The 13,437-nt window shown below is 60.4% G+C and carries 15 protein-coding genes; 11 read left to right on the top strand and 4 right to left on the bottom strand.

Annotation, left to right across the window (positions count from 1 at the left end; genetic code table 11):
• The first annotated feature begins 37 nt into the window (after positions 1-37).
• The 8 genes from F8N96_RS23030 to F8N96_RS22995 all read left to right on the top strand — a co-directional run bounded on the left by F8N96_RS23030 (position 38) and on the right by F8N96_RS22995 (position 7,951).
• Positions 38-853, top strand: a complete 816-nt coding sequence (locus tag F8N96_RS23030; protein ID WP_150799768.1) for a substrate-binding periplasmic protein — start codon at positions 38-40, stop codon at positions 851-853.
• 9 nt (positions 854-862) lie between these two features.
• The gene (locus tag F8N96_RS23025) at positions 863-1,219 is read left to right on the top strand and encodes a DUF4398 domain-containing protein (protein WP_150799767.1); all 357 of its coding nucleotides are present in this window, start codon (positions 863-865) and stop codon (positions 1,217-1,219) included.
• Positions 1,216-2,028, top strand: coding sequence for an OmpA family protein (locus F8N96_RS23020; RefSeq protein WP_150799766.1), 813 nt, complete (start codon positions 1,216-1,218; stop codon positions 2,026-2,028). The genes F8N96_RS23025 and F8N96_RS23020 overlap by 4 nt, the downstream gene beginning before the upstream one ends.
• 325 nt (positions 2,029-2,353) lie before the next feature.
• A complete protein-coding gene (locus F8N96_RS23015; protein ID WP_064676444.1) occupies positions 2,354-3,793 on the top strand; it encodes a PLP-dependent aminotransferase family protein in 1,440 nt (479 codons plus the stop codon).
• 77 nt (positions 3,794-3,870) lie between these two features.
• Positions 3,871-4,344 (top strand): translation initiation factor 2, encoded by a 474-nt coding sequence (locus tag F8N96_RS23010; protein ID WP_150799765.1) that lies wholly within the window; start codon positions 3,871-3,873, stop codon positions 4,342-4,344.
• 162 nt (positions 4,345-4,506) lie between these two features.
• Positions 4,507-4,761 carry a YkgJ family cysteine cluster protein gene (locus F8N96_RS23005; protein ID WP_150799764.1) on the top strand — a complete coding sequence of 85 codons (255 nt, stop codon included), beginning with the start codon at positions 4,507-4,509 and terminating at the stop codon, positions 4,759-4,761.
• 41 nt (positions 4,762-4,802) lie between these two features.
• Positions 4,803-5,408 carry an START domain-containing protein gene (locus tag F8N96_RS23000; protein WP_150799763.1) on the top strand — a complete coding sequence of 202 codons (606 nt, stop codon included), beginning with the start codon at positions 4,803-4,805 and terminating at the stop codon, positions 5,406-5,408.
• 431 nt (positions 5,409-5,839) lie between these two features.
• Positions 5,840-7,951 (top strand): LTA synthase family protein, encoded by a 2,112-nt coding sequence (locus tag F8N96_RS22995; RefSeq protein WP_150799762.1) that lies wholly within the window; start codon positions 5,840-5,842, stop codon positions 7,949-7,951.
• A gap of 45 nt (positions 7,952-7,996) precedes the next feature.
• Here F8N96_RS22995 and F8N96_RS22990 read toward each other — a convergent pair whose 3' ends face one another.
• Entirely contained in the window at positions 7,997-8,155 is a 159-nt protein-coding gene (locus F8N96_RS22990) for a DUF3309 family protein (protein ID WP_178084746.1), read from the bottom strand.
• Between the two features lie 279 nt (positions 8,156-8,434).
• Here F8N96_RS22990 and F8N96_RS22985 point away from each other — a divergent pair, with 279 nt between their 5' ends.
• The 3 genes from F8N96_RS22985 to csrA all read left to right on the top strand — a co-directional run bounded on the left by F8N96_RS22985 (position 8,435) and on the right by csrA (position 9,993).
• A complete protein-coding gene (locus F8N96_RS22985; protein WP_150799761.1) occupies positions 8,435-9,250 on the top strand; it encodes an SDR family oxidoreductase in 816 nt (271 codons plus the stop codon).
• 64 nt (positions 9,251-9,314) lie between these two features.
• On the top strand, positions 9,315-9,647 hold the full coding sequence (locus F8N96_RS22980) for a YnfA family protein (protein WP_150799760.1): 333 nt from the start codon (positions 9,315-9,317) through the stop codon (positions 9,645-9,647).
• A 154-nt stretch (positions 9,648-9,801) separates the two neighbouring features.
• The gene (gene csrA, locus F8N96_RS22975; RefSeq protein WP_150799759.1) at positions 9,802-9,993 is read left to right on the top strand and encodes a carbon storage regulator CsrA; all 192 of its coding nucleotides are present in this window, start codon (positions 9,802-9,804) and stop codon (positions 9,991-9,993) included.
• A gap of 5 nt (positions 9,994-9,998) precedes the next feature.
• Here csrA and F8N96_RS22970 read toward each other — a convergent pair whose 3' ends face one another.
• The 3 genes from F8N96_RS22970 to ngg form a co-directional block, all read right to left on the bottom strand.
• Entirely contained in the window at positions 9,999-10,226 is a 228-nt protein-coding gene (locus tag F8N96_RS22970; RefSeq protein WP_003199186.1) for a YheU family protein, read from the bottom strand.
• A gap of 128 nt (positions 10,227-10,354) precedes the next feature.
• Complete coding sequence (locus F8N96_RS22965) at positions 10,355-11,545, bottom strand: osmoprotectant NAGGN system M42 family peptidase (protein WP_150799758.1); 1,191 nt, start codon at positions 11,543-11,545, stop codon at positions 10,355-10,357.
• A 145-nt stretch (positions 11,546-11,690) separates the two neighbouring features.
• On the bottom strand, positions 11,691-13,436 hold the full coding sequence (gene ngg, locus F8N96_RS22960) for an N-acetylglutaminylglutamine synthetase (RefSeq protein ID WP_150799757.1): 1,746 nt from the start codon (positions 13,434-13,436) through the stop codon (positions 11,691-11,693).
• Between the last annotated feature and the right edge of the window lies 1 nt (position 13,437).

Below are 13,437 nucleotides of genomic sequence, written 5' to 3'. Positions count from 1 at the left end.
CTCCTACAGTTCGTGCAACCAAGTGGAGTGTGTTGCCATGAATCTGCGTCTTGTATGGAGCTTGCTGGGATTGGCGTTGTTGCCGACGCTGACGGTTGCCGCGGGCAAGTGCGAACGCCTGGTAGTCACCGGCAGCCCGGACGCGCCCCCTTACCTGTGGCAAGACCCGCAGCACCCCAAACACCTGATCGGCGCCAGTGCCGATCTGTTGCAGCAGGTGGCGGGGGAGTTGGGGATCAAGGTCGACCTGCTGTACGCCGGCAAACGCGCCCAGGCCCTGGACGAAGTGCGCAGCGGGCGCATGGACATGCTGGCCGATGCGCCGTTGACGGTCAGCGGGCTTGAATCCCTGGATTACATTCATCCGCCGTTGCTGGAAAACGACTATCTGGTCTGGACCCGAAAGGACTCGGCACTGGTCTATAACGAAGTGCAGGACCTTCACGGTCATCCCGGCGCCTTGTCGGAAAAGGCGCGCTTGACCCCGGCATTCGGCACCTTCGCCGAACAGCATTTGACCCTCGCGCGCACGGCCAACCTGACCCAGAGCTTTCAGAAATTGCTGTTGGGCGAGGTGGAATTTGTCCTCGCCGGCCGCTACTCGGGCATGGCCGCCGTACAGGCATTAAGCATGGTCAACGACCTGGTCGCGCGCGCCCGGCCCGTCGACAAACCCGGTCTGTTCCTCGCGGTCTCCCATAACTCCGCCTGCAACGATCCGTGGTTACGCGGACAGCTGGCTAAAAAGATGACAGAATTGCTCGCGTCCGGACTGGCGCAAGCCGCATTGCAGCGCAATGTCGAGCGCTGGAAGCTGCAGCAGCAACGACCCGCCAGTACCCCAAAACAGTAGGGATTTTTAGTGAGTATTCGACCTCTTTTCGCTGCCCTGGCCGTTCTGGCTCTGGCGGGTTGTGCAGCCGATCCGGCGCCGAATGAACAAATACGCCTGACCGAACAGGCGCTTGTACAAGCAAAAGCCGTGGGTGCCACCGCCGACGACGTGCCTGAGTTGAAACTGGCCGAAGAAAAATTCAACCGTGCCCAGGGCGACATGGCCGATCAGTCCTATCGACATGCGCGCATGCGGGCCGAACAGGCCGAGCTGGACGCGCGCCTGGCCGAAGCCCGGGTCCTGACCCGCAAGAGTGAAGAACAGTTGAACGTGCTCAATACCCGTATCACCCGCTTGCGCAAGCAACTGGGAGATGCCCAATGAGCCTCGATAGCAAAGTACTCGGCGGTTTGCTCCTGATAGCCTGCGCCGGCCTTCAGGGTTGTGCCGGTCAGCACAGCGAGGCCGCGTTGCAGCAGGCGGGCGTGGATTTCCAGAAGGTCAAGGAAGACTCCAACGTACTGCGGATCGCGCCCAAGGACGTGATCCGCGCCGGTGAGTCCCTGGCCCGCGCCGATCGCCTGTCCAGTTACTGGGGCAGCGGATCCGACGTGCAGCATTACGCTTATCTGAGCCAGCGCTACAGCGAAATCGCCCGTGAGCACACCAACCAGGTGCTCAACGAAGAGCGCGCGGCGAAGCTCGAACTGGAGCGTCAGCGTCTGCAACTGGCCCTGCGCGAATCCAAATTGCTCAGCGTGCAACAGCAGGGCAAGTGGCTTGAAGAGCAGATTCTCGCGCTGGCCACCACCCAGACCGACCGTGGCTTGGTGATGACCCTGGGCGACGTGCTGTTCGATACCGGCGAAGCGGAGTTGAAAAGTTCGGCCAACCGCGTGGTGTTGAAGATCGTGCAGTTCCTGCAGCTCAACCCCAAGCGCGTCGTGCGCATCGAAGGCTACGCCGACAGTACCGGCGGCAAGCAGGAAAACCTCAAGCTGTCCCGCGACCGTGCGCAATCGGTGGCGAACGTACTGATGGACCTGGGAATTGACGACAAGCGCATCCAGGTCGAAGGCTACGGCGACGAATACCCGGTGGACGCAAATGCCTCGGAACGGGGGCGCGCGCAGAACCGTCGGGTGGAAATTGTGTTCTCCGATGAAAATGGCCAGCTTGGCGCTACCCGCTAATCAGTAATCCGGTAGGAGCCCGCTTGCTGGCGAAGGCGTCCGCATGAGCGCTTCAAGGCTCAAGGCCGCCTTCGCTGCGGTGCGGCGATCCGACAAGCCAGCTCCTACACCAGCACCTGCACAGTGCCCACAACCCGGTCTGCCTGCCAGTGCCGGGTTTTTTTGCGCCTGACAATCGTTCGCGCCATGCCAATAAAGCAGTACAGATTTTGCTGACACTGCACTGTACTGTCGACTATTGTGGCAACTGTCCCCGTACACTTCTAAACTGTTCCGGTATTGTTTCACACAAGAATAAAATGCCCGTGAAATCGAGTGCTGCGTCATGACCAATCTCTTGCTTTACCAACGTATTGCTCAACAACTGGCCGAAGACATCCGCCGGGGTGTCTATCAACCGGGGGAGCGCGTGCCTTCGGTACGCAAGATGAGCTCGCAGCTCAACGTCAGCCATGCGACGGTGTTGCAGGCCTACGCCAATCTCGAGGATCAGGGGCTGATCCGTGCCCGGCCGCAATCTGGCTACTACGTGCACCAGACCCCCGCGCTGACCGCGCCGACGCCGGACATCGCCAGGGTCGAGCGTCCCGGCCTGGTCACCCGCAGCAGCATCATTCAACAAGTGCTGGTCGAATCCCGCCGCGAGGGAGTGTTTCCCTTGGGCGCAGCGGTACCGAGCGTCGATTATCTACCGGTAAGGGCGCTGCACCAGCAATTGGCCAAAGTCACCCGTTTCCATAGTCCGCGGGCGTTCAGCTACATGTTCAGCCCCGGCTTCGAACCCTTGCGGCGCCAAGTGGCGATTCGCATGCGCGATGCTGGCGTGGTGGTCGATCCCTCGGAAGTGGTCATCACCCACGGCTGCGTCGATGCCTTGCAGATGTCCCTGCGCGTCCTGACCCGGCCGGGCGACTTGATCGCCGCCGAGTCGCCGACCTACTACGGTTTGCTGCAGCTGGCTGACCTGCTGGGCCTCAAGGTCATCGAGATTCCCAGCGATCCGGCGACCGGCATGAGCCTCGAAGCCCTGCAACTGGCGGCCAACCAGTGGTCGATCAAGGCGCTGGTGCTGACCACTCGTCTGAGCAATCCGCTGGGCGGCACCATGCCCGAAGAGCGCCAGAAGCAACTGCTGCGACTGGCCTCGGATTTCGATATCCAGGTTGTCGAGGACGATATCTATGGCGAACTGATGTTCGAGCAGGGCCGCACCAAAGCGCTCAAGGCCTACGACCGGCTGGATCGGGTGATCTATTGCTCGAGCTTCTCCAAAACCCTGTCGCCGGGCGTGCGGATCGGCTGGATGATCGCCGGCAAGTACCAGCAGGAAATCCAGCGCCTGCAGACCTTCAGCACCCATTCGGCCTGCAGCGTCACCCAGATGGGCATTGCCGCGTATCTGGAGAACGGTGGTTACGACCGGCATTTGCGCTACATCCGCCAGGAGTACCGCAAGAACCTCAGCGCCTTCCAGTTGGCGGTGCAACAGCATTTTCCGGAAGGCACGCAGATGACCCGACCGACCGGCGGCTTCATTCTGTGGGTCAGTTTGCCGGGAAGGGTCAATACTCAGGAACTGCATGTGCGCGCCTTGCAACAGGGCATCAGCATCGCGCCAGGGCTGATTTTCAGTAACACCGAACAGTTCAATCACTGCATTCGGCTGAACTGCGGCATCCCCTGGAACCGGGAAGCCGAGCGTGCATTGATGACCCTGGGCATGCTCGCCACCCAGCTCTGCCAGGAGATGGCCGGCGGTTTTTGACGGGGGGACAGGCTGTGCTTGTCTTGTTGCGTGCAACAGGCCAGCATATGACTCCTGCCGTTTGCGCCGTTGGGTCCATGAAAGCGATTTTCCCTGCCGTGTGGCTTTCGATATGCCTGCTGATGACTGTTCAGGCAGAAGGCATCATGGCAGCTCCCGTCCAGGAAAAACCGGCAGCCAACGCCCCCTCGAAACAACCGGCACCGACCAAAAAAGCCGCAGCGGTCAAAAAGAAAGCGGCCAAGGTGAAAAAACGCGCGCCAATTGCTGCCAAGTCCAAACCCGCCAGCGAAGTGGTGAAGACCAAACTTCCTTCGGCCCACCTGGATTTGAGCCTGCCCGAGGAGATGGCCGAGGAACTGAAACCCATCGGTTCGGTACCCTTGCCACGGCGCGACCCCGTATTGCCGCAAATGTTCGGCGACAAGGCCGGCAGCTCACCGTTCCAGCTCAACGGAAGGCTGATCAGTAACGAAATGCAGTTGCAACTGCGTAACGAAGAGCGCCGGGAAGTCGAAGGCGCTGCGCTGGAATTCGAATTCAAACGGTAATTGCCGCCATCTGTGACCCGTTGGCCAGACACTTTGTCGGAGACTGGTCAGTCACGTTCGTTTGAGCGAAAAAACCGGATCCAGGTAATTTAAAACGACCGTTTTAGCGGTTACCCTGTGCCTCGTCTTTAACCCATCGCCCGTCGCGAGGAGCTCGTCGTCATGAAATGCCGTGAAGGCTGTGGCGCCTGTTGCATTGCCCCGTCCATCAGTTCAGCGATTCCCGGCATGCCCAATGGCAAGGCCGCGGGAGAACGCTGCGTTCAACTCTCTTCAGAAAACCTGTGCAGTATTTTCGGCAAGGCGGAACGTCCCGCCGTGTGTTCGGCATTTGCAGCCGATGTCGAAGTGTGCGGAAGCAGCAGTGAGGAAGCGATCAAGTTGCTGGGATGGTGGGAGCAAATGACGGCGGCGTGATGGGGTCAACGAACGGAACTTCAACAATAAGGAATAAGATTATGGGTTCGCTGCATCGTATGGCTGTGCTCTGTGGGTTGACGGTTGTGCTGGCTACATCGGTCGCCCAGGCCGAAGACTGGAAAGTCGCCAAGAACGAAAACGGGATCAAGATCTCTCTCAGTGAAGTGGCTGGCTCCGATTACAAGGCTTACCAGGGCGTCACCCTGATGAAGACCACCATTGCCAAACTGCGTGCATTGCAGGAAGACCTGCCAGGCACTTGCGCCTGGATTCATGAATGCAAGAGCCTGAAGTTGCTCAAGCACGAAGGCAATCAGAGCTGGACCTACACCCAGTTCAATACGCCCTGGCCGGTTACCCCGCGTGACTCGGTGATGCATGTCACCACCGTCGAGGGCGCCGATGGCAGCCTGACCCGCAAACTCGAAGGCGTTCCAAAGTACCTTCCTGAAGAAAAAGGCTTTGTGCGGGTCACCAAGGTCGACGGTTTCTGGAAGTTCGTGCCCAAGGGCGACCAGGTCGAAGTGATTTATCAGGTGCACACAGAGCCGGGCGGCAGCATTCCGTCGATGGTGGCCAACAAGTTTGTGGTCGATGCACCGTTCAATACCTTGAAAGCCCTGAAAGAACGCGCCGAGAAGTAGCAACAGGCTTGTCGGATTGCCGCACCGCAGCGAAGGCGCCCTGACAGCGCCGACCTGCTCTTGCGGATGTACCTCGATCCCCTGTAGGAGCTGGCTTGCCAGCGAAGAGGCCCTTCCAGTCGACATCATTGTTGTCTGAAAGGACGCCTTCGCCAGCAAGCTGGCTCCTACAAGGTTGCGCCATGCCTGATCCCCTGTAGGCGCAGCGGCCACTATTTTGTATCCAGATATACGTTGCACAAAATTTTCACAAAGCCTCCAAGACAATTCGCCCCGCGCCGCGCATACCGGTCAGTAATCAATGGCAATGCCGCGGACGATCGTGCAACATTTGCGCACCGCGCAAGCCCCGGGGCCGAGAACCTGGCCAACAGAGGGCAAGGCGCCGCTGTATTTTTGAAACTTCAACTTCCAATGGGTCCTAAAACGACATGGCAAACCCGGACGCCCTGAGTCAGCAGCGAGCTTCTAGTCGCCTGCTGCAACCGACCGTCAAATCGCATCTGGCCTACACGCTGCTGTGTGCCCTGGTCATGATGGTCATGTTCACCCTGCTGCGCGTCGCGCTGCTGGTCTACAACCGCGAGATGATGCTCGACACGCCGGCCTCGACCTTTTTCGAAGCGTTCACCAACGGTCTGCGTTTCGACCTGCGACTGGTGGTCTACTTCAGCGTTCCGCTGGTGCTGGCGCTGTTCAGTGCCCGGGCCATGGCTGCCCGCGGGTTCTTCCGTCTCTGGCTGACCGTCGTCTCGAGCATTGCATTGTTCCTCGGCCTGATGGAGATGGACTTCTACCGCGAGTTCCACCAGCGCCTCAACGGCCTGGTCTTCCAGTACATCAAGGAAGACCCGAAAACCGTGGCCAGCATGCTCTGGTACGGTTTTCCCGTGGTTCGCTACCTGCTGGCCTGGGTCGTGGGCACCGTGATCCTGACCCTGGCGTTCAAGGGCGCCGACCGGGCCACCCGTCCCCGCGGCCCATTCAGCGGCGGCAGTGTCAGCACACGCCAGATCGCCCCATGGTACTCTCGCATCGCGGTGTTCGTGGTCTGCCTGCTGGTCTGCGTAATCGCTGCCCGTGGCACCCTGCGTCAGGGCCCGCCGATGCGTTGGGGTGACGTCTACACCACCGACTCCAACTTCGCCAACCAGCTGGGTCTCAACGGTACATTGTCGCTGGTCGCCGCGGCCAAGAGCCGGATGTCCGAAGACCGCGACAACATCTGGAAAGCCACGCTGCCGCAGCCGCAGGCCCAGCAAATCGTGCGTGACCTGCTGGTGATGCCGGATGACAAGCTGGTGGATGCCGAGACTGCCGCCGTGCGTCGCGATTACACGCCCCCGGCCGACAAGACCCTGCCGATCAAGAACGTCGTCGTGATCCTGATGGAAAGCATGGCCGGTCACTCAGTGGGCGCGTTGGGTGCCCCAGGCAATATCACGCCATACCTCGACAAGCTGTCGAAGGAAGGCCTGCTGTTCGACCGTTTCTTCTCCAACGGCACCCATACCCACCAGGGTATGTTCGCCACCATGGCCTGCTTCCCGAACCTGCCGGGTTTCGAATACCTGATGCAAACGCCTGAGGGCAGCCACAAGTTGTCCGGCCTGCCGCAATTGCTCAGCGCCCGTGACTACGACGACGTGTACGTCTACAACGGTGACTTCGCCTGGGATAACCAGTCGGGTTTCTTCAGCAACCAGGGCATGACCAACTTCATTGGTCGTAACGACTTCGTCAATCCGGTGTTCTCCGATCCGACCTGGGGTGTGTCCGACCAGGACATGTTCGACCGTGGTCTGGTCGAGCTCAAGGCGCGGGAAAACGGCAAGCCGTTCTATGCACTGCTGCAAACCCTGTCCAACCACACGCCATACGCCTTGCCGAGTCCCTTGCCGGTCGAGCGCGTTACCGATCGCGGTAGCCTGAACGAGCATTTGACCGCCATGCGCTACTCGGACTGGGCGCTGGGCCAGTTCTTTGAAAAGGCCCGCAAGGAGCCGTATTTCAAGGAGACGCTGTTTGTCGTCGTGGGTGACCACGGGTTTGGCAACGAGCGTCAGATCACCGAAATGGACCTGGGCCGCTTCAACGTGCCGATGCTGTTCATCGCCCCGGGCATCCAGGAAAAATTCGGCCAGCGTGACCACACCGTGGGCACCCAGATCGACATCGTGCCGACCATCATGGGCCGGATCGGTGGCGAAGTGCGCCATCAGTGCTGGGGGCGTGACCTGCTCAACCTTCCCGAAGGCGATACCGGTTTTGGTGTGATCAAGCCGTCGGGCAGCGAGCAGACCACGGCCATTATCACGGCCGACCAGATTCTGGTGCTGCCGAAGGACAAGGACATGGCGCCGAAGATGTACCGCTATGAATTCGGTGCTACGCCGCACGCCGAGGTCATTGCGGATGCGCCGCGAACGGCGGAGCTGAAACTCAAGCTCGAAGCGTTCCTGCAAACGGCAACCAAGAGCCTGATCGACAACACCGCCGGTGTGGTCGACGGCAAGCCGGACGGAATAGTCGAAGCGAAATAAAAAAGAGGCCCTGAAAAGGGCCTCTTTTTTTTGTCTGTTAAACCTTTATATCTTGCCCAGCAACAGCAGGATCAACAGCACCACCAACACCACGCCGATGATACCCGACGGCCCATAACCCCAACTTCTGGAGTGCGGGAAGACCGGTAAACCACCTACCAGCAGGAGGATCAGGATAATGATCAGAATTGTGCCCATGTTTATTTCCTTGTTGGAAGTGTTCTGGAACTACCTGGCGTTTAACGCTCAGCCGTGATGCTATAAACCAGGCTGCTTAACAAATCCGACTGTTGCACTTGAAGGAAAATTCCAAGTTTTTTTAATGTTTTTCGAAGATAGGCTTATTTCGTTTTTACTCCATTATCGGGTTGCGGGCACTTCCACGGTTTGCCTGAGCCATTCAGCAATCTGATGGAGTGTGGGTCGGGCAATGTCCTTCGCTACACTCGACACATCTTCCCCGGAACAACAAGGCTGTTTGCTATGCAAAATCGCATGATGATCACTGGCGCAGGCTCAGGCTTAGGTCGCGAAATCGCGCTGCGCTGGGCGCGTGAAGGCTGGCAACTGGCCTTGTCGGATGTCAGCGAGCCCGGTCTGCAAGAAACCCTGAAACAGGTTCGCGAAGCCGGCGGCGACGGTTTCATCCAGCGTTGCGATGTACGCGATTACAGCCAGTTGACTGCCTTCGCCCAAGCCTGCGAAGAGAAGCTGGGCGGCATCGATGTCATCGTCAACAACGCCGGCGTTGCTTCGGGCGGGTTCTTCAGTGAGCTGTCCCTGGAGGACTGGGACTGGCAGATAGCAATCAATCTGATGGGGGTCGTCAAGGGCTGCAAGGCCTTCCTGCCACTGCTGGAAAAAAGCAAAGGCAAGATCATCAACATCGCATCGATGGCCGCGCTGATGCAAGGCCCGGCCATGAGCAACTACAACGTCGCCAAGGCGGGCGTGGTGGCCTTGTCCGAAAGCCTGCTGATCGAACTGGCGCAGCAGGAAGTCGGCGTGCATGTGGTGTGCCCTTCATTTTTCCAGACCAACCTGCTTGATTCCTTCCGGGGCCCGACGCCGGCCATGAAGGCCCAGGTTGGCAAGTTGCTGGAAAGCTCGCCGATCAGCGCCGCCGACATTGCCGACTACATCTATCAACAGGTCGGCGCCGGTGAATTCATGATTCTGCCCCATGAGCAGGGTCGCATGGCCTGGGCGCTCAAGCAGAAGAACCCACAACTGCTCTACGACGAAATGACGGTCATGGCCGACAAGATGCGCGCCAAGGCCAGGCAAACCGCAGGCTGAACTTGCCCCTGGGCATCACCGTCGCTAGGGTGGCCGCAACCGGCCATCCTCACGAGACGTTTGCATGCTTAATTACCTGTGGTTTTTCCTTGCCGCGCTGTTTGAAATCGCCGGCTGCTTCGCCTTCTGGGTGTGGCTGCGCCAGGGCAAGAGTGCCTGGTGGATAGTGCCGGCGTTGCTCAGCCTGACGCTGTTTGCATTGCTGCTGACCCGTATCGAAGCGACCTATGCCGGTCGCGCCTATGCCGCTTACGGTGGCATCTACATCATTGCGTCGATTGGTTGGCTGGCGGTGGTCGAGCGGATTCGTCCGTTGAGTTCGGACTGGGTCGGCGTGGCGCTGTGCGTGATCGGAGCGAGTGTCATCCTGTTCGGGCCGCGCTTTTACGCATCCTGACAGATCAGTCCTACAGCGCCGCTGATTTGTCAGGCCTTTCCTACGCCGGCTTGCTGCTTGCGTTGTAGGGAAGGACTGATTTACCGCCGTCGCATTGAACACCCGCCGTGGGCCGGGCATCTTCAGGGTCACCTCATCCTGAAGGACCAATACCATGCTTGTACTCAGTCGCGTTGTGGGCGAATTGATATCTATCGGTGACGACATTTCCGTGCGAATAGTGGGGGTCAACGGCGGCACGGTGCGCTTCGGCGTCGAAGCGCCGCAGAACGTCGAAGTGCACCGGTCCGAGGTCTACGAACGCATCCAGCTCAAACTGCCGAAGAAGAAAAAACAGGCGCGCTGAAGGTCTCAGTCGAACAGATGCTTGGGCACGTCGTGCTTGAGCATCAACTGGCATTGCTCGCTTTCCGGGTCGAAGACAATCAGTGCCTGCCCCTTGGTCAAGGCCTGGCGTACACGCAGCACGCGGGTTTCGAGCGGGGTGTCATCACCGTTGTCGGTACCGTCACGGGTGACGAAATCCTCGATCAGGCGGGTAAGGGTGTCGACTTCAAGTTGGTCATGGGGGATCAGCATGGGCACCTCGGCTAAACAATGGCGGGATGCTACGGCGAATGATCGATTGCGGCTAGCCTGGGCTTCATGTGTTGCCTGATCCACCGCTTAAGGCGGTAGATCAGGCACCCAATGTCTTAAGGCAAAAATCAGCTCTCCGACCGCTGCCCCACCAGGCTATCCACCGACGGCACCCGGGTATCGCTTTCCATCTGCGTGTCATGTTCGATCTGGTGACTGAACCTGTCCAGCGACCCCTTCGCAGGCTGGGCATCGCTGGCGAACACTGGCGGGCTGAGGATATAGGCACCCAGCAACCGACTGAGCGCGGCGAGGCTGTCGATGTGGGTGCGTTCGTAGCCGTGGGTGGCGTCGCAGCCGAAGGCGAGCAGGGCGGTGCGGATGTCATGGCCGGCGGTCACTGCCGAGTGCGCATCGCTGAAGTAATAACGGAACAGGTCGCGGCGCACCGGCAACTCATTGTCACTGGCCAGGCGCAGCAGGTGGCGCGACAGGTGATAGTCATAAGGCCCGCCGGAATCCTGCATCGCCACGCTCACGGCGTGCTCGCTGGAATGCTGGCCCGGCGCGACCGGCGCGATGTCGATGCCGACGAATTCGCTGACATCCCAGGGCAGCGCCGCCGCCGCGCCGCTGCCGGTTTCTTCGGTGATGGTGAACAGCGGATGACAGTCGATCATCAGCTCTTCGCCGCTGTCGACGATGGCTTTCAGCGCTGCCAGCAGTGCAGCAACACCGGCCTTGTCGTCGAGGTGACGGGCGCTGATGTGCCCGCTTTCAGTGAACTCCGGCAACGGGTCGAAGGCGACGAAATCGCCGACGCTGATCCCCAGGGAGTCGCAATCGGCACGGGTGGCGCAATAGGCGTCCAGACGCAACTCGATGTGATCCCAACTGATCGGCATTTCATCCACGGCGGTATTGAAGGCGTGCCCGGAAGCCATCAGCGGCAATACGCTGCCGCGGATCACCCCGTTATCGGTAAACAGGCTGACCCGGCTGCCCTCGGCAAACCGGCTGGACCAGCAACCGACCGGGGCCAGGGTCAGGCGGCCGTTGTCCTTGATCGCGCGAACCGCGGCGCCGATGGTATCCAGGTGCGCGGACACTGCCCGGTCCGGGCTGTTCCTCTTGCCCTTGAGCGTGGCTCGGATGGTCCCGCGCCGGGTCATTTCAAAGGGGATGCCAAGCTCTTCAAGGCGTTCGGCGACGTAGCGCACGATGGTGTCGGTGAACCCGGTCGGGCTGGGAATGGCGAGCATTTCCAGCAGGACTTTTTGCAGGTAGTTGAGGTCTGGTTCGGGAATTTTGCTGGTCATGGGAACTCCTGATGAGTTGAGCGCTGATCGTTCCCACGCTTCGCGTGGGAATGCAGCCAGGGACGCTCTGCGTCCCACAAGCGGACGCGGAGCGTCCGGTGAGGCATTCCCACGCAGAGCGTGGGAACGATCGTGAGGGGGAGCGTCAGGCCGCCGGCTGACTATGGGGAAACAACAAATCCACAAACCGCTCCGCCGTAGGCTGCGGCTCATGGTTGGCCAGGCCGGCGCGCTCGTTGGCTTCGATAAACACATACTCCGGCTGATCGGCCGCGGGCACCATCAGGTCGAGTCCGACCATCGGAATATCCAGCGCCCGCGCCGCACGCACTGCCGCATCGACCAGGGTGGGATGCAGGATCGCCGTGACATCCTCAAGCATGCCGCCGGTATGCAGATTCGCCGTGCGCCGTACGAACAGATGCTCGCCCGCCGGCAGAATGCTCTCGTAGTCGTAGCCTGCGGCCTGCAGGGTGCGCTCGGTCTCATGGTCCAGCGGGATTTTGCTTTCACCACTGGTGGCCGCCTGGCGCCGTCGACTCTGGGCTTCGATCAGCGCACCGATGGCATGCTGACCGTCACCCACCACTTCCGCCGGTCGGCGGATCGCGGCGGCGACCACTTCGAATCCGATCACCACGATCCGCAGGTCGAGCCCTTCGTGGAAGCTTTCCAGCAGCACGCGGCTGTCGAACTGGCGGGCCGCCTCGATGGCTTGCTGGACCTCTTCGATGGTCCGCAAATCCACCGCGACCCCTTGACCCTGCTCGCCGTCCAGGGGTTTGACCACCACCCGTTCGTGCTCATCGAGAAACGCCAGATTGTCGTCCGCGTTACCCGCCAGCTGTTGCGCCGGCAGGTTCAGGCCGGCCTTTTTCAACGCCTTGTGGGTCAGGCTCTTGTCCTGGCACAGCGTCATGCTGATGGCACTGGTCAGGTCGCTCAAGGATTCACGGCAACGCACCCGACGGCTGCCATGGATCAGGGTGAACAGGCCGGCCTCGGCATCATCGACCTGCACGTCGATGCCGCGCCGATGCGCTTCCTCGACGATGATCCGCGCATACGGATTGAACTCGGCTTCGGGGCCCGGGCCAAGGAACAGCGGTTGATTGATGCTGTTCTTGCGCTTGATGGCGAAGGTCGACAGGTTGCGAAAACCCAGCTTGGCGTAAAGACTTTTCGCCTGGCGGTTGTCGTGCAGCACTGACAGGTCCAGGTAACTCAAGCCGCGGCTCATGAAATGCTCGATCAAGTGCCGCACCAGTACTTCACCGACACCCGGTCGCGAACATTGCGGGTCGACGGCCAGGCACCAGAGGCTGCTGCCGTTTTCCGGGTCGTTGAACGCTTTGTGATGATCAAGGCCCATGACGCTGCCGATGATCGCGCCGCTGTCCTCATCTTCGGCCAGCCAGAATACCGGTCCGCCCTGGTGACGGGGGGTCAGCAGACTCGGGTCGATCGGCAGCATGCCGCGCAGCTGATACAGCCGATTGATCGCCGCCCAGTCCGCATCGCTCTGGGCCCGGCGAATGCGAAAACCGCGAAACACCCGGGTGGACTGCCGATAATCGCTGAACCACAGACGCAAGGTGTCGGACGGGTCGAGAAACAGTTGTGCCGGCTCCAATCCCAGCACTTGCTGGGGCGCCGCGACGTAGAGCGCAATGTCGCGCTCGCCCGGCTGTTCGTTGAGCAACTCCTGGGCGAGGCTTGCCGGGTCGGCAAAGGTGTGGCCGATCAACAACCGGCCCCAGCCGCAATGCACGGCGATCGGCGCCGCACCCAATTCGCTGCCGTCTTCGGCCAGGCGCGCCTGCAAGCGTTCGTAGGAGGGCGCCTGACCGCGCAACAGGCGTTGGCTATAAGCCGTGGCATGGGGTTTCATC

The organism is Pseudomonas fluorescens, assembly GCF_902497855.1.
GTDB lineage: Bacteria > Pseudomonadota > Gammaproteobacteria > Pseudomonadales > Pseudomonadaceae > Aquipseudomonas > Aquipseudomonas fluorescens_BI.
The sequence above is the reverse complement of the archived record's forward strand: the minus strand, read 5'-3'. Positions and strand labels throughout refer to the sequence as shown.